Origin of the sequence: Petrotoga sp. 8T1HF07.NaAc.6.1 (genome assembly GCF_016772115.1) — a bacterium.
GTDB classification, from domain to species: domain Bacteria; phylum Thermotogota; class Thermotogae; order Petrotogales; family Petrotogaceae; genus Petrotoga; species Petrotoga mobilis.
Window position 1 is genome coordinate 151,416 of record NZ_AUPG01000004.1, and the last position, 21,087, is coordinate 172,502.

General features: G+C 35.0%; 20 protein-coding genes. 14 read left to right on the top strand and 6 right to left on the bottom strand.

The features are described 5' to 3' along the window. Nucleotides 1–276 precede the first annotated feature (276 nt). The 10 genes from NAAC61_RS04265 (at nucleotide 277) to arcC (ending at nucleotide 10,483) form a co-directional block, all read left to right on the top strand. A complete protein-coding gene (locus tag NAAC61_RS04265; protein ID WP_158245174.1) occupies nucleotides 277–1,281 on the top strand; it encodes a LacI family DNA-binding transcriptional regulator in 1,005 nt (334 codons plus the stop codon). Between the two features lie 74 nt (nucleotides 1,282–1,355). Continuing rightward, a complete protein-coding gene (gene pulA, locus NAAC61_RS04270) occupies nucleotides 1,356–4,055 on the top strand; it encodes a type I pullulanase (RefSeq protein WP_202695359.1) in 2,700 nt (899 codons plus the stop codon). A gap of 145 nt (nucleotides 4,056–4,200) precedes the next feature. Then, nucleotides 4,201–5,109: an RnfABCDGE type electron transport complex subunit D gene (locus tag NAAC61_RS04275; protein ID WP_202695360.1), complete on the top strand. Its 909-nt coding sequence runs from the start codon at nucleotides 4,201–4,203 to the stop codon at nucleotides 5,107–5,109. Continuing rightward, on the top strand, nucleotides 5,106–5,717 hold the full coding sequence (locus tag NAAC61_RS04280; RefSeq protein ID WP_012207919.1) for an FMN-binding protein: 612 nt from the start codon (nucleotides 5,106–5,108) through the stop codon (nucleotides 5,715–5,717). The genes NAAC61_RS04275 and NAAC61_RS04280 overlap by 4 nt, the downstream gene beginning before the upstream one ends. Continuing rightward, nucleotides 5,717–6,328: an Rnf-Nqr domain containing protein gene (locus NAAC61_RS04285; RefSeq protein ID WP_103064791.1), complete on the top strand. Its 612-nt coding sequence runs from the start codon at nucleotides 5,717–5,719 to the stop codon at nucleotides 6,326–6,328. The genes NAAC61_RS04280 and NAAC61_RS04285 overlap by 1 nt, the downstream gene beginning before the upstream one ends. Beyond that, on the top strand, nucleotides 6,328–6,921 hold the full coding sequence (locus tag NAAC61_RS04290; RefSeq protein WP_012207921.1) for an NADH:ubiquinone reductase (Na(+)-transporting) subunit E: 594 nt from the start codon (nucleotides 6,328–6,330) through the stop codon (nucleotides 6,919–6,921). Before NAAC61_RS04285 ends, NAAC61_RS04290 begins: the two co-directional genes overlap by 1 nt. Nucleotides 6,922–6,931: 10 nt before the next feature. Further along, nucleotides 6,932–8,050, top strand: coding sequence for an FAD-binding oxidoreductase (locus NAAC61_RS04295; RefSeq protein WP_202695361.1), 1,119 nt, complete (start codon nucleotides 6,932–6,934; stop codon nucleotides 8,048–8,050). Between the two features lie 23 nt (nucleotides 8,051–8,073). Beyond that, nucleotides 8,074–8,526 carry a hypothetical protein gene (locus NAAC61_RS04300; RefSeq protein ID WP_012207923.1) on the top strand — a complete coding sequence of 151 codons (453 nt, stop codon included), beginning with the start codon at nucleotides 8,074–8,076 and terminating at the stop codon, nucleotides 8,524–8,526. 20 nt (nucleotides 8,527–8,546) lie between these two features. Continuing rightward, nucleotides 8,547–9,536 carry an ornithine carbamoyltransferase gene (argF, locus tag NAAC61_RS04305; RefSeq protein WP_202695362.1) on the top strand — a complete coding sequence of 330 codons (990 nt, stop codon included), beginning with the start codon at nucleotides 8,547–8,549 and terminating at the stop codon, nucleotides 9,534–9,536. 5 nt (nucleotides 9,537–9,541) lie between these two features. Then, nucleotides 9,542–10,483, top strand: coding sequence for a carbamate kinase (gene arcC / locus NAAC61_RS04310; RefSeq protein ID WP_103064793.1), 942 nt, complete (start codon nucleotides 9,542–9,544; stop codon nucleotides 10,481–10,483). A 23-nt stretch (nucleotides 10,484–10,506) separates the two neighbouring features. Here the strand turns inward: arcC and NAAC61_RS04315 are convergent, their stop codons facing one another. The 6 genes from NAAC61_RS04315 to NAAC61_RS04335 all read right to left on the bottom strand — a co-directional run bounded on the left by NAAC61_RS04315 (nucleotide 10,507) and on the right by NAAC61_RS04335 (nucleotide 15,761). Continuing rightward, nucleotides 10,507–11,316, bottom strand: a complete 810-nt coding sequence (locus NAAC61_RS04315) for a MurR/RpiR family transcriptional regulator (protein ID WP_012207926.1) — start codon at nucleotides 11,314–11,316, stop codon at nucleotides 10,507–10,509. Between the two features lie 19 nt (nucleotides 11,317–11,335). Further along, the gene (locus tag NAAC61_RS04320; protein WP_202695363.1) at nucleotides 11,336–12,517 is read right to left on the bottom strand and encodes a glycosyltransferase; all 1,182 of its coding nucleotides are present in this window, start codon (nucleotides 12,515–12,517) and stop codon (nucleotides 11,336–11,338) included. Nucleotides 12,518–12,550: 33 nt separating this feature from the next. Continuing rightward, a complete protein-coding gene (locus NAAC61_RS04325; protein WP_121514335.1) occupies nucleotides 12,551–13,525 on the bottom strand; it encodes a carbohydrate ABC transporter permease in 975 nt (324 codons plus the stop codon). After that, nucleotides 13,519–14,088: a carbohydrate ABC transporter permease gene (locus NAAC61_RS10630; protein ID WP_337919696.1), complete on the bottom strand. Its 570-nt coding sequence runs from the start codon at nucleotides 14,086–14,088 to the stop codon at nucleotides 13,519–13,521. Before NAAC61_RS10630 ends, NAAC61_RS04325 begins: the two co-directional genes overlap by 7 nt. Further along, complete coding sequence (locus NAAC61_RS10635; RefSeq protein WP_237729747.1) at nucleotides 13,998–14,402, bottom strand: carbohydrate ABC transporter permease; 405 nt, start codon at nucleotides 14,400–14,402, stop codon at nucleotides 13,998–14,000. The genes NAAC61_RS10630 and NAAC61_RS10635 overlap by 91 nt, the downstream gene beginning before the upstream one ends. A 69-nt stretch (nucleotides 14,403–14,471) precedes the next feature. Next, nucleotides 14,472–15,761, bottom strand: coding sequence for an ABC transporter substrate-binding protein (locus tag NAAC61_RS04335; RefSeq protein ID WP_012207930.1), 1,290 nt, complete (start codon nucleotides 15,759–15,761; stop codon nucleotides 14,472–14,474). 524 nt (nucleotides 15,762–16,285) lie between these two features. Here NAAC61_RS04335 and NAAC61_RS04340 point away from each other — a divergent pair. From NAAC61_RS04340 to polA, 4 genes are read left to right on the top strand one after another with little or no spacing between them, the layout of a single operon-like run. Beyond that, entirely contained in the window at nucleotides 16,286–16,834 is a 549-nt protein-coding gene (locus NAAC61_RS04340; protein WP_202695364.1) for a macro domain-containing protein, read from the top strand. Between the two features lie 4 nt (nucleotides 16,835–16,838). Next, complete coding sequence (locus NAAC61_RS04345; protein ID WP_202695365.1) at nucleotides 16,839–18,167, top strand: phenylacetate--CoA ligase family protein; 1,329 nt, start codon at nucleotides 16,839–16,841, stop codon at nucleotides 18,165–18,167. A 31-nt stretch (nucleotides 18,168–18,198) separates the two neighbouring features. Further along, nucleotides 18,199–18,765, top strand: a complete 567-nt coding sequence (locus NAAC61_RS10640) for a 5'-3' exonuclease (RefSeq protein WP_237729748.1) — start codon at nucleotides 18,199–18,201, stop codon at nucleotides 18,763–18,765. Further along, nucleotides 18,755–20,914 (top strand): DNA polymerase I, encoded by a 2,160-nt coding sequence (gene polA / locus NAAC61_RS04350; protein WP_237729749.1) that lies wholly within the window; start codon nucleotides 18,755–18,757, stop codon nucleotides 20,912–20,914. The genes NAAC61_RS10640 and polA overlap by 11 nt, the downstream gene beginning before the upstream one ends. The last annotated feature ends 173 nt before the right edge of the window (nucleotides 20,915–21,087 follow it).

Consider the following 21,087-nt stretch of genomic DNA (forward strand, 5'->3'; position numbering starts at 1 on the left):
GGGGCAAATACTCCTTTATCCTTTAGGTAAAGGAGCTTGGAGAAGGGGCAAAAACTCTTTTATCCTTTAGGGTGGGGAGCGTTTGCTGCAATTTGCAAACTATGTTTTTTTGCAGTTTTATGCAAAATGGTTTTTTTCGTAATGTTTTTGAATAACTTTCCTAATCTCATTTGCTTTGCAAATGATGCATTGAATTTGGGGTTTTTAAGGGGCTTGCCCCTTAATGTAGGGCTGAAGCTCCGCTATATATATAATTATGATTCCGAGGTGAATATTGTGAAAGAGAAAAAGAGAAATCCAAATCCCACTATTAAAGACGTAGCACGACTCGCCAACGTTGGAATAGCAACAGTTTCAAGGGTATTAAATAATTCCGAAAAGGTAAGCGAAAAGACAAAAGAGAAAGTTCTAGAAATCATAGAAGAGTTGGGATATTCTCCCAACATTAACGCTAGAACATTATCTTCAAAAAATATAAATTCTCTTTCTTTTGTAACACCAGACATGGGAAACGAATTTTATGGAATCATGTATTCTCTACTTGAAAAGAAAATTTCTCGAAATAATTATAGGTTGATTGTTTTTCCCCTCATAGATCAGATATCTCTGGAAAAGATTAAGCAAAATACTGATCTAATTTATCAAACCGATGGTGTGTTTATCTCTTCTCTTTCCGTTTCAAGTATTTTTCATAACAGAATTCCCCCTAAGAAAATAATATTGATCGATTCATATGATGAGAGATTCGATTCTGTTTACGTTGATAATTATCAAGTCGGGAAAACAGCCGCTCAATATCTCATAAATAATTCACCTGCAAATAGTACTTTCTATTTAGTTACTTTTAAGGAGCTCAACAATGAATTTACCTCTTTCGTCTTCAAAAAAAGAGACGAAGGTTTTTTAGAAGTTATGGAAGAGAACAATAAAAAGGTAAAGATTATATATAGCGATTTATTGTGGGATGGGGGGTATAAAGCGATTGGAACCCTTATAAAAAGGCGCCCCAGAAAATATTCATCCATTTTTGCAACATGTGACATGATTGGAGTAGGTGTCAAAAAATACTTGGAAGAAATGAATATGTATCCAAAAAAGGATTATTCATTGATAGCTGTTGACAATCTTCCTATTAGTAGGCTATTTCAATTAACAACGATTAGACAACCGATTAGCGAAATGGTCGAAATTGCTTATGAGATGTTCGTCTCTTCCATGGAAGGAAGAGAAAAAGCTGAACATTACAAATTGGAAGCCAAAATAGTAGAAAGAGAAACATAGAAGATATTATTATTTTTTTCTATATTGTGGAAACCTTTTCACTATATCACAACTTCAAAAGGAGGTCGGTATTTATGAGGAAAGTAGGTTACTTTTTGCTAGTATTCTTCTTAATTTCTTTGTTGTTAGGTTGTTCCGCGCAAGCAGATCAAGCCACACAAACTCAAGCTTTGCCTGAAGAGGTTGAAAGTACAAATCCTAACAATTTTGTAAGCCTTTCTGAAGGGAAAACCGCTGCTAACTTTGACGCACAGACCGTTTTGATCGTACACTATCACAGACCTGATGGTGATTATGAACCTTGGAATCTTTGGATTTGGCCAAGTAAACCTGTTTCCAAAGAAGGCGCTAGATATTTATTTGAAGGTGAGGATAGTTTTGGTAAGTATGCGATTGTCAAATTTGAGGAAAAACATGAGGAGTTGGGGTTCATTGTAAGAACAGATAGTTGGGAAAAAGATATTTCAATGGATAGATTCGTGAGTATACCTGAAAGCGGAGTTGCTGAAATATGGGTCTTATCTGGAGTAGAGAATTACTATACCGATCCTAAAAACCTTGACTTAAGTCCCCGAGTAAATGCAGCTATCATGGATTCTTTCGATGAAATAAAGGTTAGTCTAACGGTACCCTTTGATACAAAAGAGTGGGAAGGAAAAGTCCACTTTTATCAGGTCGATGGTTCTGATCCTATTGCCATGGATGTATCAGATGTTTATAAAACCGATCCCACCGATATTTCTGTTACCTCAAATATTACAATAAAACTAGCTAATCCAATATCTTCCCAGGATGTGGATAAATTGTATAAAATAGATATAGAAGGATATGTATCAGAAAATTATGTGATTATGCGTAATATTTTAGATGATGAGGTTTTTCATTACTATGGGAACGATTTAGGAGCGGTTTATTCTCCAGCTAAAACAGATTTTAAAGTATGGTCCCCAGTATCCTCAGAAGCAAAGGTACTACTTTTCCATGATTATTTGGATGAAGAACCCTATAAAGAAATTCCCATGTCAAAAAACGATAACGGAGTTTGGCATGCCACTATGAACGGTGATTTAAAAGGGCAATATTATCTATATGAGTTCGTATCTTATGGCGAAACAAGAAGAACAATAGATATTTATTCCACAGCTCTTGCCGTCAATTCCGCGAAATCAGCTATTATAGATTTGAATGATACAGACCCAGTAGGTTGGAATAACGATACAAGACCTGTTCTTAAAAATCCTGAAGATGCAATTGTTTATGAAATTCATGTAAAAGATTTTACAATAGATGAAAGCTCTGGAGTTCCAGAAGAGTACAGGGGTAAATATCTTGGATTGACTGTAGACAATACACAATCCCCCACAGGTGTGAAAACAGGATTATCACACCTAAAGGAACTTGGAGTTACTCACGTTCACATTATGCCTATTCAAGATGCTGGTTCTTTAGATGAAACTAAATTCGATGAGCAATACGGTTGGGGATACGATCCCTTAGTGTACAATGTTCCAGAAGGTATTTATTCGACAGATCCATACGATCCATTAAAGAGAATAAATGAAGTGAAAACCGTAGTCAAAACTTTTCACGAAAACGGTATAAGGGTTGTGATGGATGTTGTGTACAACCATACATACCAAATTGGAAAAAATTCACCTTTCGATCAAACGGTTCCTTACTTCTATTACCGTACTGATCAATCTGGGAAATATACAAATGGATCTGGAGTGGGGAACGAAGTAGCCACGGAAAGGTTCATGGTGAGAAAATACATAGTAGATAGTTTAAAGTATTGGGTCGATGAGTATCATGTTGATGGATTCAGATTCGATTTATTGGGCTTATTCGACAAAGAAACGGTAAAAACAATATCAGAAGAATTACATGCCCTACTACCAGACGTACTTTTGTATGGAGAACCATGGACTGGTGGCGGTCAAATAACGTTTGGCAAAGGAGACCAAAAAGGTTTAGAGGTAGCTGTATTCAACGATGATGTTAGAGACGCTATTAGGGGAAGAGTATTTGAACCTGAGGTCAAAGGTTTTGGATTAGGGGCTGCAGGACAACAAACAAAGATAAAAAGAGGTGTTGTCGGATCTATTGAATACGACAGCACAATAAGATCGTGGGCACAAGACCCACAAGAAACTATGAACTACGTTTCCAACCATGATAACCATACCTTATGGGATAAAAATGCACTTGCTCTCGGTGTAAAACCGTGGGAAGAAGAGTTAGACCCACAAACTTTAGAAACCTTAAAAGCCTCTCAAAAATTCTCCAATGCAATGATCTTAACGATGCAGGGTGTACCCTTCTTACACGGTGGGGTGGATTTTGCAAGGACTAAGAACGGTAATCATAACCCATACAATGTTTTAGAACCAAACGTATACGACTGGAACAGGAAAAGCGAATTTTACGATATATTTGAGTATTACCAAGGTATGATAGAATTAAGAAAAGCTCATCCTGCTTTTAGAATGACCAATAGTGAAGATATAATAGCTCACATTGAATTTTTCGAACTACCTAAAGAATATAGAAAAACCGTTGCTTTTATCATAAAAGATAATGCAAACAACGATCCATGGAAAAATATTGTGGCTGTCTACAATGCAGAACCAGAATCTTCTGTTCAAATCACACTACCTGAAGGCGAATGGAATTTAGTTGTAAATGAAAACACAGCTGGTACCGAAACACTGGATGTAGTGGAAGGAACAATCGAAGTGTCACCTTTATCCGCTTACGTTTTATATCAAAACTAATAAACTTTAGAAAATCAAAGGGGCGAATTTTTTCGCCCTTTTTTAATTCTTACAAATTGATAAAATGAATCGTTGATATCTAAGGTCATATATGTTAAAATATCAATAGATTTATTAATTTAGATTTAATTAAGGGGGTGTTCATGTGGCATCAGGCTTTTTCCAAAAACAGGTTATGATGAGAAGGGTACTGTACTCACTGATACCTGTCTACGCTTTTGCTTTTTACATGTACGGATGGAGATTGATTTTTCTATCTATATTTGTTTATGGTTTTGGGATTTTGACAGAGTACATTATGGAAAAAAGACAAAAACGTCAAGTTAGCGAAGCTGTATTAGTCACCAGTACTTTATTCGTCTTATCCCTTCCTCCTGCAACGCCTTGGTGGATCGCCAGTATTGGGATTATTTTTGGTGTTTTATTTGCAAAAGAAGTTTATGGGGGTTTTGGAAGAAATATTTTTAATCCAGCCATTGCTGGTAGACTTTTTATTTACATAACCTTTCCAAATATTATGACCCAATCATGGCTTCAACCGGGAAATTTTGGGAGAGCGACATCTGATATCTTAACCTCAGCAACACCTCTACAAGTTTTAGCAAATGGTGAAAGTTTCGGCTTGTTTGAATTATTTTTTGGACTCAGATCAGGTTCAATGGGAGAAGGTCCTATATTTCTAATACTTATCGCTGCAATTTATCTCATCGCCACAAAAACCGCTAGTTGGAAAATTATGTTATCCACATTCTTGAGTGCTTCTATATTGACAGGCCTTTTTTCTTTAATAGGCATACCGGAAGCCTCCTATCCTTTAGAATTCTTACTTTCTGGAAGCTTCATGTTTGTCACCGTTTTTATGGCAACAGATCCTGTGACAGCACCCAAAAATGAAACTTCTAAATGGTTTTATGGCATTATAATAGGAGTTACGGCTATACTTATCAGAACGTTTTCTCTTTTCCCAGAAGGTACGAGTTTTGGAGTGTTAATGGGTAACACCTTTGCTGCTTTGTTGGATACAGCTTTTGCTACAAAGAAGGTGAAAGCATGAAAAGGGAAGGTAGAGTTTATACCATTATATTCACATTTATTATTTCTTTTGTGTTTGTTTTCGTTTTGGCAGTAGCAAATGAACTAACAAAAGATACGGTAGCAAGGAATCAAGAATTGTTCCAAATTAAAGCAATATTATCTGCAATGGGTATATCTTATGAAAGTGATGAAGAAGCCTTTCAAAAATACAACTCTATGGTTTCAACTGAATCTATTAATGGCTCTCAACTATACACTGCCGAAGTAAACGGACAAAATGTCTATGCTACCATCTTCACTGGTAGTGGACTATGGGGCACTATCACGGGTGTCTTAGCTGTGAACGAAGATGTTTCTAGAATTGTTGGCATTGATTTTATATCTCAAAACGAAACACCTGGATTGGGAGGAAGGATAGAAGAAGATTGGTTCAAAAGGCAGTTTTCCGGTCTTAAAATTATAGACAGTCAAATAAGAGTAGTAACTGGGCAAGGTTCCGGGGACTACGACTACGAAAACGGACAAGTTGATGCAATAACCGGTGCAACAAGAACTTCTGAGTCTATTGAAAGAATTGTAAACGAGACGATTGCAAATTTGAAAGATATTCTGGGGGTGAATAGTTAATGGCTCAGAAAAGTTGGATAGAAATTGCTAAAGATAATTTATGGTATAACAATCCTGTATTCATCCAAATACTCGGAATATGTTCCACATTAGCGGTAACTAACACTTTAATAAACACATCCATTATGACTCTGGGAGTCGTTTTTGTGACAGGCTTATCAGCGTTGACGGTTTCTTTGTTAAAATCTTTCATTCCTAGGAAAGTCAGAATGATAGCCCAAACTTTGATAATATCTTTTTATGTTATAATTGTTGATATCGTTCTACGGGCTTATGTACCTGATGTCAGTAGAGCCTTGGGACCTTACGTAGGTTTGATCATAACTAATTGTATAATAATGGGAAGAACAGAAGCTTTTGCTCAATCTAACCCTCCATTACTTTCTTTGTGGGATGGTTTAACTAGTGGAATAGGGTATATGTATGTTCTTTTGATGGTTGCATTTGTGAGGGAGTTATTGGGCTTTGGAACAGTTTTTGGATTTCAAATATTACCAGATAACTTTGTAAATTGGACTATAATGGTTATGCCTCCAAGTGCCTTCTTTATGTTAGCTATTTTCATATGGATATTAAAAGGTTACATGTTTAGAAAGGAGGTTAAAAAATAATGTCCCCTGACGTAGGTTTGATATCTTTATTCTTTGCTTCTATTTTTACAAGCAACATACTTCTTGCAAATTTTTTAGGAATGTGTTCCTTTATATCGGTTTCAAAGGATTTCACTTCTTCTAATGGGTTGGGTCTTGCAGTAACCTTTGTTATGACTATAACTACCGCAATTAATTGGCTTGTATACCATTATTTGTTGATTCCTTTCGGTTTAGAATATCTTAGATACATAGTGTTCATAATAGTTATTGCCGCAATAGTTCAGATATCAGAAATGGTTATAGAGAGGATGTCAACTAATTTGTACATGAGCTTAGGTATTTTTCTTCCATTGATCACTGTTAATTGTGCTATACTGGGTGTAGCTCTTTTTATGCAGATTAGAAATTATAATTTCCTTCAATCAGTTATATTTGGACTTGGTTCAGGCTTAGGTTGGTGGTTAGCAATCATATCACTAGCCGCAATAAGAAAAAAGGTTGATAAATCTCCCGTACCGGGACCGTTAAAAGGACCTGGAATTACCTTAATCACGATTGGACTTATGGCGATGGCTTTTATGGGATTTTCCGGTATGCTAAACGTACAGTGAGGTGATTGATGTGAACGCAATTTTAGCTGCTTCATTTATAATAGGTGGATTGAGTGCGGTTTTAGCTGCTATGATTGTGGTTGTTGATAGCGTAGTTAACAATTATGGTGAAGTTAAGATCGATATCAATAATGGAAAAAAGGAGTTAAAGGTAAATGGAGGCGCTCCACTACTTACTACTCTTTCCGAGCAAGGCATCTTTATCCCTTCAGCATGTGGTGGTAGGGGAAGTTGTGGGGCATGCAAGGTAAAAGTTTTATCAGATATTGGACCAATTTTACCCACGGAAGTGCCACTTTTAGACGAGGAAGAAATGAAACAAAATATAAGATTATCATGTCAAGTGAAAGTAAAATCTGACATAGCGATAGAAATTCCAGAAGAGTTATTTTCTGCAAAAATTTTTAAAGGTGTGGTTGAAAAAATAAATGATTTGACATATGATATAAAAGAAGTTAAAATTAAACTTGTCGAGCCCAATGAAATTGAGTTTAAAGCTGGACAGTATATGCAATTGGTTATACCTCCCTACGAGAAAATAAACGAATATACACAAAGGGCATATTCCATTGCATCGTCGCCAAGTCAAAAAGATTCCATAGAATTTTTTATCAGACTTGTTCCAGGTGGAATTGCGACAACTTATGTTCACAAATATCTAAAAGAAAATGATCAAATGGAATTGGTTGGTCCTTTCGGTGAATTTTATATGAGAGATACGGATGCGGATATGATATGTGTTGCAGGAGGTTCAGGGTTAGCTCCGATAAAATCTATCGTTGCAGATATGTTCGAAAGGGAAATAACCAACAGAAACGTCTGGTTGTTTTTCGGGGCAAGAAGCTTGAAAGATCTTTATTATCTGGATTTCTTTCAAGACATGGAAAAGAAATGGGACAGATTCCATTTTGTTCCTGCACTTTCAGAACCACAACCTGAAGATAATTGGAAAGGAGAAACGGGACTTATAACAGATGTATTGGGAAAATATTTTAAAGAAAAAATGGACCAAAATACCCAAAAGGAAGGATATTTGTGTGGAAGCCCCGGTATGATAAATGCCTGTGTTAAAGTAATGACAGCGAACGGCATATCCGAGCATAAAATATATTATGACAAGTTCGCGTAATTAAAAGGAGGTGTTTTTCCTCAATGAAAATGACTGAAGATTTAAAGAAAGCCTATGAAAACATGAAGCCCGGAGTTATAACCGCTGATGGATTTTTAGGTGATGATGAAAGACTTTTGGTTGACATAATTGAAAGTGATGAAGAAAAAATTAGGGCTTTAAACATAAATTTACAAGATGACCTTAAAAAGATTAGATACCTTTTTGAAAAAGGGAAAGAAACCTTTGAAGAACCTGTAACCGTTGACAATAAATGGCTTATAAAAGTGGATGAAGCTAGAGGACATTTACCTTGTCCCTTTGAAGACGGTATTTTTAGGAAAGTTAATTTAAGAATTAAAAATTTAGATAACAAAGAAGAACTTCTTATCACAGAATTATCGCTTCACTTGATAGAAAAACATCATTTTTTCCAAGGTAAGGGGTCACCATTCAGGGTAGACCCTGAAAAACTCAAAAAAGTCTTAGAAGGATAAAAAGGAGGAATTAAAGAAGCATGCCTATCAATTTAAGAGGAAGAAGCCTTTTAACGTTGAAAGATTTCACACCAGAAGAGATAAAGTATCTTTTGGAGCTTTCAAAAGATCTAAAAGCCAAAAAGCGAATGGGTATTAAGGGGGATTTGTTAAAGGGTAAGAACATAGTTTTGCTATTTGAAAAAACATCAACAAGAACAAGATGCGCCTTTGAAGTAGCTGCTTTCGATGAAGGGGCAAACGTTACATTTCTAACTAACAGTCAAATGGGAAAGAAAGAGTCAATAGAAGATACGGCAAGAGTTTTAGGAAGATTTTACGATGGTATAGAATTTAGAGGCTTCAAGCAAGAAACGGTAGAAATTTTAGCAAAATATTCAGGTGTTCCCGTGTGGAATGGTTTGACAGATGAAGATCATCCCACCCAAGTGTTGGCAGATTTCCTAACGATTATGGAAAACTTTGAAAAACCTCTTAATAAGATCAAGTTTGTGTACGTTGGTGATGGAAGAAACAATATGGCAAACGCACTCATGATTGGTGCCTCTAAAATGGGCATGGATTTTGTAATTATTTCTCCAAAAGAACTTTTTCCAAGTAAAGAACTGATAAATGAAATGGAAATGACAGCTGGTGAAAACGGTGGAAAAATTACCATCACAGACAAACTTGATGCCGTTGCTAATGCAGATGTAATTTATACTGATGTCTGGATTTCTATGGGAGAAGAAAGTAAAGTTGAAGAGAGGATCAAATTACTTAAACCTTACCAAGTAAATATGGAATTGATAAAAAAGGCTAACAATCCTGAAGTTATTTTCCTACATTGTTTGCCTTCTTTTCACGACACAAAAACCGATATGGGATACGATGTTTATCAGAAATACGGCATTACAGAAATGGAAGTTACGGATGAAGTGTTTCAAAGTAAGTACTCAAAAGTTTTTGACCAAGCAGAAAATAGAATGCATACCATAAAAGCGGTTATGGTAGCAACGTTGGTAGGTTGATAGGAATGACTGAAAAACTTGCAATTGTAGCAATAGGAGGAAATGCCTTATCCCAACCAAAAGAATCTCCAACCGCTGAAAATATGCTAAAAAACTTAGAGAACACGGCAAAATGCCTAGTTGAGCTAGTAAAAAAAAATTATAAAATAGTTATAACTCACGGAAATGGCCCTCAAGTAGGAAACATTCTAGTTCAACAAGATATAGCCAAAGAGGTTATTCCTCCATTTCCTTTAGATGTTAACGGAGCTATGACTCAGGGATATATAGGATACATGATTTCCCAAATGTTAAAAAATGTTTTAACAGCAGAACATATTGAAAAAGATGTTTCAAGTATCGTTACCCAAGTACTTGTTGATAAGAATGATCCAGCCTTTAACAACCCTTCAAAACCTATTGGACCCTTTTACACCGAAGAAGAAGCTAACACTTTCATTAAAGAAAAAGGTTGGAGCATGGTAGAAGACGCCGGAAGAGGTTGGCGAAGAGTAGTACCTTCTCCAGAACCGTTAGAGATTGTAGAGATAAGAGCTATTAAACAATTGGTAAAGGACAACAATATAACCATAGCAGCGGGTGGTGGGGGTATCCCAGTAGTAAAAGAAGAGAACAAATTAAAAGGCGTGGAAGGTGTTATAGACAAGGATAGAGCCTCTGCTTTGTTAGCTATAGAATTGGACGCCGATGAGTTCATAATTCTAACCGCTGTAGAAAAGGTATTTATAAATTTCAATAAACCCAATCAACAAGCTATATCTTCAATGACTGTGAACCAAGCAATACAATATATGAAAGAAGGGCATTTCTCAAAAGGGAGTATGTTGCCGAAGATAGAGGCATGCACAAATTTTGTTCTCAAGACTGGAAGATCAGCTTTAATTACAGATTTAACGAAATTGGTTGATGCTTTGGAAGGAAAAACGGGAACTATTATTACTAAATAAGGGGGGATTAGCCCCCTTTTTTGTTAATTGAATTTTTTTGTCTTCATCGCTTGACTTATTCTACTTTCTTTGTTTTTGAGGGACATCTTAGAAGCAACTGAATTGTACAAAAGTTCCACCATGAACATTTCTCCGATTCTGCTAACGGTAAATTCGCTTTCTTGAGGCATTTCAGCTGAGGTATATAAAACTAGATTAACTATTTTTGATAAAGGTGAGTTAACCCCTGCAGTCATGCCTATGGTGAAAGCACCAGCTTCCTTGGCTACTTGGGCGGATTTATAAGTATCTCTGATAACTCCAGAATGACTGATAGCAATTACTACGTCATCTTTTTCAAGATTGGAAGCAACGATAACTTGCATATGTGGATCAGAATATGCAGTGGAGGCAAATCCTAAGGCAGCAAACTTCAAAGAAGCATCTAAAGCAATAGGAAAAGATCTTCCTACCGCATAGAATAGTAGTTTTTTACTGTTCATAATTATTTCGGAGGCATGAGTAATTTTATCTCTATCCACTTGCCTTAGAATATCGGTCAAGGCGTTTACAGTCCTATTGTAAATCATATCAAAAAGATCTTTTGACTCTTTTGAGTCAAGTGTAGGGGTGCTCAATTCCCTTGCCAATTCCAACTTAAATTTTTGATATCCCGAGTAACCAACCTTTTTTAAAACTCTGTATATAGTAGTTTCACTAGTTCCGGCCCAATTGGATAATTCTGTGATGCTGTAGTGTATTACATCGCCAGGCCTTTCGATTATATACTGAGCTGCCTGCTTTTCTTTATTAGTTAAAGAATTGTATATCCCTTTGATTTTGGAAGTTACCAACTTCCTCACCTCTTATCGACTATAACTTTTCTATCAATTCGTCTTTTTTATTAGCAAAAAGATTTATTTGATCTTTGATAACTTTTTCAGCTTCTACTTCGTTCATATCTTTTGTCAATTCAGCGAAATCAGCTACTCTCCCAAAATAGAGAGGTACTAAGGATTCCACCAACTTTTTGTCTTTGTTTTTTGAATACTCTATTAATGCATTGAATAAGATATCCACCCAGATTTGAAGTGGTACTTTCTTCTTTTCCATTATGAATCCTAAATGATCATTTGCCAATCTTTTGGATTCTTCGTTTTTTAAACCTTCTAAAAGTTGCATTTTCAAATTTTCTATGTTGATGTTGATAGGTTCAACAGCAACTTGGGGTATTTCACCATATATTGGGGCTTCTTCAATAGAATCGATATCTTTCCATTTGGAAGCGCTATCTACAATAATATCGAATAAGGTCCCAACTACCTGCTTAAACATAGGGGATAAATCGGCCCCTGGATCTTTAGGATCGTGAACTTTTGCACCTAAAGCAGCTTGATAAACCTTCTTGTTGGAGTTGAGTATGGCATTTATAGTCATCCAAATATCTATCCCAAACCTTGCAACCTCTGTTTTGGCAACACTTGAGGCAGCTTTCAAATAAACATCTATCATATTTTTACCTACTCCGAAATCTCCCCCTATTGGTTGCCTGATGGCTTGCCCAAATAAAGAAGAAACCAAAGGATAACATACTTGGTTTGTGATCGTACCGTCGTACTTGTGCCTCACATAATAAGGCGTAACATAATCGGAAAGTCCCTTCATTATAGGTCCAGTTAATCTTTCAATCCACCATGGTCGAACACTTTTTAAATCAGAATCTAAAAATACAATCGCTTCTGCGTCTAAGTTTTTAGCAAGTTCTATGACAGAAAGCATTGCACTTCCTTTACCTGGCAAACCAATATAATCGTAAGCAATTTTCGGTACATTTTTTGTGTCTGTTTTCATAAAAACTTCTTTTGTTCCGTCTTTTGAACCCCCATCAGCGTTAACAATTAACCCATCTGAATCAAAATATTCAACTATACCTTCTGCAGCGGTTTTAGAAACAAAGGAAATCGTTTCAGCATTATTATAGCTGGGAATACCAACAACTACTTTTACCTTTTTTGGTAAATTTTGTAAAATTTTATCATCGAAAAATATTGACATTTCAACTTCCTCCCTTTTGTCACCTTTTCACTTTTATTCTTTGACTCCACCAGCAGTTAAACCTGCTGTTAGATATTTTTCTACGGTCATAAACAATACAATGACTGGAACGGCTGTCAATACTGAAGCTGCCATCATTTTAGCCCATACGGCATGTTCAGAAAAGAAAATCTCCCTCAAACCTACGGGCAGCGTATAAGCTGAAGGATAAGGCCTTATGAAAATAGAAGCAAACAGATACTCATTCCATCCTATCATAAAGGCATATATGAAAACTGTTATTATAGCCGGCATTGATAGAGGAATAATTATCCTCATAATAGTTCCAATTCTTGTACTACCATCAATTAAGGCGGCTTCTTCAATTGATTCAGGAATCGTTCTGAAATAATTACCAAGCATGTACATTGAAACAGGCAACGTCTGAATTATATATATTATATACAAAGCAAACATTGAGGTTCCTCCTGAATTAGTTAATCCTATTCTTACAAACAAATCATACAAAGGAACAGATAATATCACTCCACCGACTAGGTATACCAGCAATACCCCTCTTTGAACAAGAGTTCTTCCAGGATACCAAACTCTGCTAAAAGAATAGGCACCAAATATACCTATTATCAAACTTGTCAAAGCGCTTAATCCAGCCAATAATAAACTATTACCAAACCACCTTAAAAAAGGAAATGATTCGCGCCTTCTTGATGATTGTATATTCTGAAGAACTTGCTCTCTTTGTTCTTCTGGAAGAGATTCTAATAGTTTCATGAGTTGTTGCTCTTCTTCACTCATCTGTTGCCTAATTGACTCCTGAAATCCTAATAGTTGAGCATACTGTGTCAATGTTGGATTCTCAGGAATCAATCCCCGATCAAACGCGTCTGAATCATACCTGAAGGAAACCGAAACCATATATGCAAAAGGATAGGCAACAAATATTACAACTAAAGCTATAAAAAACCAAAATAAAAATGTTTTTATGAAAGATCTTTTTCTTACTACCATTTTAACACCTTCCTCACATAGATGGATATGAGCGCCATCATAACTACAAAGAGGACAGTTGCTATCGCCGCTGCAACTCCAAGTTCTGGCAAACCTGTGAAGGCTTTTTCATATAGGTATATAGGCAGAGTCCTAGCCTCTTTAGACAACAAATATACCTCTTCAAATTTGTAAAAATTCCATATTCCTCTCAAAAGAACTAAAGAGCCTATTACATAATATAATTCAGGTAAAGTTATATGATGGAATTTTTGCCAACCATTGGCACCATCAATATCAGCTGCCTCATAATAATCTTGAGGTATTGATTGTAACCGTGATAAAATCATCAAATAAATAAAAGGAAAATTCTTCCAAATACTATAAAATGAAACAACTATGAAGGCGTTATTTGGATCATTAACTAGGTCTTTTGTCACATCCATGATACCTAAATTACTTAAAAGTATTGTTAAAGGACCATTCAAAGGCATTAAAACATATTGCCATGCGAAAACAGTTGAAATAACCGGTGCAACATATGGAAACAGTATAAGGCTCTGACTATACCTCTGCCGGGAAATTCTTTATTCATAAGCAAAGCAACCCCTAAACCAACTAAAATACTTCCAACGACAGTAATCAAAACATACAAAATAGTTATACCAAAGGAATTCCAAAAGGTAGGATCGGTTAACAGTTCTCTATAATTTTGAAAACCCACAAACTTATTTGGTGCTCCGGGTGTCAAAGATACTTCAAAAAAACTCAAGTAAATATTGTATAAAACTGGATACATAATAAAAAGACCTATTAAAATAACCGCAGGTGATACTAACTTCCATCCAAAGGTTGCTTCTTTCTTCTTTAAAGGAGATAAATCTCGAAATCGTTGCATATCTCTCTCCTCCCCATTTTTAGTAAAAAAGGGGAATAAAGCATTCCCCTTTCAATAGCTCAGACGCATTTAATCACTTAACAATCTTTCCGCTTCTTCTTGTGCCCATTGAGCGGTTTGCTGTGGTGTCCAATCGTTAGCGAACATCCTGTTTATTGCTCTACCAATTACAAAGTTACCAGACAGGATACTCATTTCTTCAATGATTTCTCCTTCCATGAACTCAAATCTTTCTACAGTATCTAAGGCAGAAATAATAGTAGTTATTTGATCTTTCCCATATCTTTCTAAAACAGGATTATCTAAAAATTCGTCCATCTGTGCTATAGAACTTCTGGTTGGATTCATTCCGCCAGGTGCCATGTGTAACCAGTAAATATAATTGCTGCCACTCATAAGAAATTTTACCCACTGTTCTGCCGCATTTTTATTTTCGGACGTGTTAAGTATACCCAATCCAACAACTTCTCCAAATGAAGACGGTCTTATGTTAACCATAAAATTTGCAAAACCTGTATTCTCAACAAGTTTAGGATCAAACTGTTCCACTCTTTGTTTTTGTACCTCTTCCACCGCAATATCGTCCATTATATAAGTGGAATAGAATACCATAGCGGCTTCATTGTTCAAATAACCATTCAATGCTTCTGGAACAGCAGTAAAACCAGGTCTGGAGTATTTGCCCAGTTCTTTATAAAATCTAAATGATTCGATCATCTCGGGAGTATTAAAAAGAATATTTCCGTCTTTATCAATTGGTCTTGCACCATTTGATAGAGCAATTTGTGAAAATACCTGTTCAGTATAAGCGTCAGCTTTCTTAGGCAATATTATACCGTAGAAACCATTAGCAGGATCGTTTAATGCTTTTGCAGCTGTAAGTATATTGTACCAAGATGTTGGAGCTCCTAGGTCTCTTTCTTCAAACAAATTCGCCTTATACCAAATCCCTTGAACCCAAGCATGGAAAGGTACACCATAATATCCTCCATCTGGTGCCTGCATCAATCTTGAAACACCGTCATAAACATCACCAAAATCTTCGATAATTTTTGCATTCAGTTCTGTATCCATAAAGCCCTGGCTCCCCAGCAAGAGTATAGGAGAGATACCGCCTTCTACAACGTCTGGTAAAGTTCCAGCTTGAACTGCTCTTGGAATCTGTTCTAAGATCTCATTTTCCTCAATAGGGACTAAGTTTACCTTTATACCAGTTTGTGCTTCAAAAATCTGTGCTAAGGCTCTTATCCTTTGTTGCCTATCTGTTTCTACCTGAGTGTGCCAAAACGTAATCGTTTGAGTGAACACCATCGCACTAACCAACACTGCTAAAATAACCACTGTAAGTTTCTTCACCATACACACCTCCTCCAATTTAGGTTCTAATTGTGAATAAAAAATTTTTTCAAAGATATAAGATAAAAAGAAAATTTTCGTTTTTATTATACAGAAAAAAATATTATTTTCAAAATCTGATTATTCGTGATTAGAATCGATTATAGGTAATTATTTGCGATTATAACCAAAAATCTTTGATTTTCTCATTATTGGATTTTGTTTGGGTTGGTCTACTAACTTTTGATATAATAAAAGAAACATCAACTATAATGACTGAAAAGACCCTTTTCCTTATGGGTGGGGAGCGTTTGCTGCATTGTGCAAACTATGTTTTTAAATGATTTTTTGCTGATTTATGCAAAGAAACTTTTGTTTGCAGACCTGTGCAAACAAAGATCTTTTAAAAAAGAGATTTTTTGTTTTTGGGGAGTTTGAGGGGGGTACCCCTCAATGTCCGGGTTTACCCCTTAACGATCGGCGCTAAAACAAGTTTTAGATCTTCTTCTAAAGAGAGTAAATCAAAAATTAAACGGAGGCGTTAATGTATGAACAAAATTATAAAACAACTAAAAGTCAACAACGTTGAAATTAAATTGGTATCTGGAGATATAACTATCGAAGAAACAGACGCTATTGTAAATGCTGCTAATTCGCATTTGCAACATGGTGGTGGAGTGGCTGGAGCAATATCCAGAAAAGGAGGACCAGGTATTCAAAAAGAATCGAACGAATATATCCAAAAATACGGTAAAGTCGAAACGGGAAATGTTGCAGTTACATCTGGAGGAAAGTTAAAATGTAAATACTTAATCCATGCAGTTGGACCTATTTGGAGAGGGGGCAGTCAACAAGAAGAAAAGTTATTGTATGATGCAGTTTTCAATTCTTTGAAAAAAGCAGAAGAATTAAAATTGAATTCAATAGCCTTACCTGCTATAAGTGCAGGTATATACGGTTATCCAATAGAAAAAGCGGTTCTCGTTTACAAAAAAGCAGTCTATGATTTTATTAATACCAATCCACAATTTGTAAAAGAAATCAGATTTGTAATATATGACGAAGCCCATTTAGATTATTTTTTGAAAGAATTTTGAGAGTATGAGTTTTCTAACAACTGTACACTATTATTATTCTCTACGAAAAAATCTTAATTATTCAAGAAAAAAGATATTAGCATTAAGGGAAAAGAAATTTAGAAAGCTATTAAAGTACGCGTATAAAAAAATACCGTTTTATAAAGATTTTTATACTTCTAACGGGATAAAAGAAAGCATGCTGGAAGAGATCCCCATATACGAATTACCAACGATCAATAAAAATCTTATTGTTGCTAATTTTGATAAGTTCTTTAAAGATAACCAAATTACTAAAAACAAAGTTGAAGATTTTTTAAAAAATAACCCGAATCCAACTTCTTTGCTTTTTAACAAGTATCATGTGATACACAGTTCTGGATCAACAGGCACGGTAGGATACTATTTGTATAGTGAAAAAGAGTGGGATTTCATCAAAGCTATCTCAACAAGGATGTTCTCAAATTTCACTCTCAAAAGAAAGAAATATGCTTTTATAGGTGCAGTTGATGGACATTATGCTGCCATAAGCTTGTTCCTCTCTCCACTAAATCAACCTGAAGAGTTTTTCTATAAAGGTTATATGGTAATGGATATAAACAAACCTATCAAATCCTACTTAAAAGACCTAAACGATTTTCAACCTGATAATCTCACAGGGTATCCCTTTGGTATAAGATCTTTGGCACAGTTTCAAAATGAAGGGATTTTGAATATTCACCCCGAAGTAATAGTTTGTGGTGGAGAATCTTTATTAAAAAACGTAAAACAGTTTTTAAAAGATGTTTGGAAAGATACTGAAATAGTAGATAGTTATGCAACATCTGAGTCTTTGGCGATGGGTGTTTCTAGGGAAGATTTAAAAGGTATGTACATATACGATGATGCGGTTTATCTTGAAATTCAAGAGGATAAAACAATTTTGACGAACTTGTACAATTACACTCAACCTATAATAAGGTATGAATTAACAGATATCCTTAAAAAATCAAAAGATAACGAAGGGAAATGGCCCTTTACAAAGATCGAACAAATTACGGGAAGAAACGAGTTAATTCCTTTTTTTATTAACGAAAACGGCGAAAAAGATTTCATTCACCCCATAGTAATTGCTGAATTTTTTGTTAAAGGAGTGGCTAAGTTTCAATTTGTTCAAAAAGATCAATCATCTTTTGTCTTTAAAATAGTCGTTTCACAAAAAGAGCCTTTAGATGAAATTGTAGAAGAAGTTAGAAACAAACTTAACGATATTTTAGAAAAGAAAAAAATGCAAAACGTCAATTTTGATGTAAAAATCGTGGAAGATATCAAGCCAGATGAAAAAACCGGAAAATATAAATTAATTGTAATTTAGTAAAAAATCAAAAGAAAAGAAGGTGCTTCACATGGCAAATTTATACTTAATAGACGGCTCAGGAATTGCATATAGAGCCTTTTTTGCGTTAGGAGACTGGATGAGCACTTCGGATGGTTTGCCGACAAACGCCATTTATGGTGTAGCTAGAATGCTTCTAAAGTTACTCAAAGAGTACGTTAAAAAAGGTGAAGATTCAATAATATTTGTTATGGACAAAAAAACCACCACATATAGACATGAATTATTAGAAAGCTATAAAGCCCAGAGACCCGAAACACCCGAAAAATATATACAACAGATCCCATACATATACGAAATGGTTGAAAAATTAGGCATAAAATTAGTTGCCATGGATAATTACGAAGCCGACGATGTTATAGCCACGATAGTGTCCAAAAAGAAAAGAAACTACGATAATGTTTATATAATTACCTCGGATAAAGATATGATGCAACTTGTTAAGGATAACGTATATATCTTAAGACCAGAACAAGGAATAACAGAAATGGTGAAATACGATGCACAGCAAGTAGAAAAAAAAATGGGAGTCCCCCCAGAAAAAAATTGCAGATTTACTAGCTTTAATGGGGGATAGTTCTGACAATATTCCAGGTGTAAAAGGTATTGGAATAAAAACAGCCCAAAAATTGCTGCAAGATTACGATAACATAGACGATCTTTATCAACATTTGGATGAGATTAAAGGTTCAACAAAAAACAAGCTAAAAAATGAAAAGGAAACCGCATATCTGAGTAAAAAACTAGTCCAATTGATGGTAGATGCCCCCATAGAAGAAATTTTTGAAGACAAAGAAATTATATATCAAGGATTCAGAGAGAATTTACGAGATTTTCTCAAGAAATTAGATTTCAATTCAATATTAAAAGAGTTAGATATGCCTGATACAACTACTAACTCAACTAAAGTTACAGCAGAGACAAAAGCAGAAAAAAAAGATTATTCGACGAAAGGTAAGTATTACGAATACAACGCACAAGATTACAAAGAACTATTAAAAATCTTAGAGAAATACGAAATAATATCTTTTGACCTTGAAACTTCTTCTCTTGATCCATATCAAGCAGATATAGTTGGAATCGCTTTAAGTTGCAAACCATTTGAAGGATATTTTTTGTATCTGTACAAAGAAAAAGATAGGTGGGAAATAACAAAGGAGATAGTCGATCTTTTAAACACTAAGAAGATCATTGGCCAAAATTTAAAGTACGATATGACGGTTTTGAAAGTAAATGGAATTGAATTAAACAAAGTATATTTTGACAGTATGATAGCTGCTTATTTGTTGAATCCGGACAGCAGAAGGTTCAATATGGACGATCTCGCAAAAGAATATTTGGATTATAAAACAATTAAATACAAAGAAGTGATGGGAAAAGATATCAAACTGTTAACCCTTGGAGACATTGATAAGAAAAGGGTTGTTGAGTACGCTGGAGAAGATGCTGATATTGCTTATCGATTATTTGAAGTATTAAAGCCTAAATTAGAAGAATTTGAACTATTTGAATTGTTTGAAAAAATCGAAATGTCAACTATAAATGTTTTATCAGAAATGGAAATGAACGGCGTGTATTTTGATTTAAAAGAACTACAAAAATTGGAAGAAGAATATAACAAAAAGCTAAACTCGTTAATGTATGAAATGAAAAAAATCGTCGGTTATGACTTCAATCCAAACTCCCCAAAACAAGTTGGAGAACTACTTTTTGAAAACTTAGGATTGAAGGGGAAAAGAAAAACTAAGAGCGGATCATATTCAACAGATGCAGATTCTCTAGAAGCCCTAAGAGATGAACATCCAATAATAGAAAAGCTCTTAGAATACAGAAAATACCAAAAACTTCTATCTACATACATAATCGCTATACCAAAACTAGTTAACAAAAAAACTGGAAGGGTTCACACATCTTTCAACCAAACTGGAACAGCTACCGGTAGATTAAGTAGCAGCGATCCCAATCTTCAAAATCTTCCCATACGAGAAGAAGATGGAGAAAGAATAAGAAGCACCGTTAAGGCACAAAAAGATGATTATGTACTACTGAGTGCTGATTATTCTCAAATTGAATTGAGGGTTTTAGCTCATCTAACTAACGATGAAACTTTAATAAATGCTTTTAACAATGGTGAAGACATACATGCTTTAACCGCATCTGCAATATTCGGTGTAAAAATCGACGATGTTGACTACAACATGAGAAGGGTAGGAAAAGTAGTTAATTTTTCCCTGGTGTATGGATCATCTCCGTATGGATTAGCCGAGAATTTAAAGATACCTGTAGAAGATGCAAAAGATTTCATGGAAAAATACTTTAAAACTTACCAAAAAGTCAAAGAATATCAAGAATCAAGTTTAAAGATTGCAACGCAAAAAGGCTACGTTGAAACCATATTTGGAAGGAAAAGATTTTTGAAAAACATAAAAACAGGCAAATCTGAGTTGAAACGAATAGTCATAAATACCCCTATCCAAGGTAGTGCTGCAGATATCATGAAATTGGCGATGATCAATTTATACAAAAAACTTCCAAAAGAAGCAAAATTGATACTTCAGGTGCACGATGAAGTTGTAATAGAATTACCTGAAAAAATCGTAGAAGAAACCAAAAAAAATGGTTCAAGATTGTATGGAAAATGCGGTCAAATTGAATATACCTTTAAAAGTAGATATCAGTGTCGGAAAAAATTGGCAAAAATGATAATTATAATTATGTATAATTAAATTATTATAATTTTTTCATTTTTTCAAGAAAATCTGATATAATCTAAATAACTATTTAAACATTCATAGATAAAAAGAAAGTGCAGAATATGGGTGAAGCTTTAATCCTCTTTCCTTCCTTAGATGGGTGGGCTTCGGGTCAAATGGGTTAAAATTCTTTTATCCTTATGGGT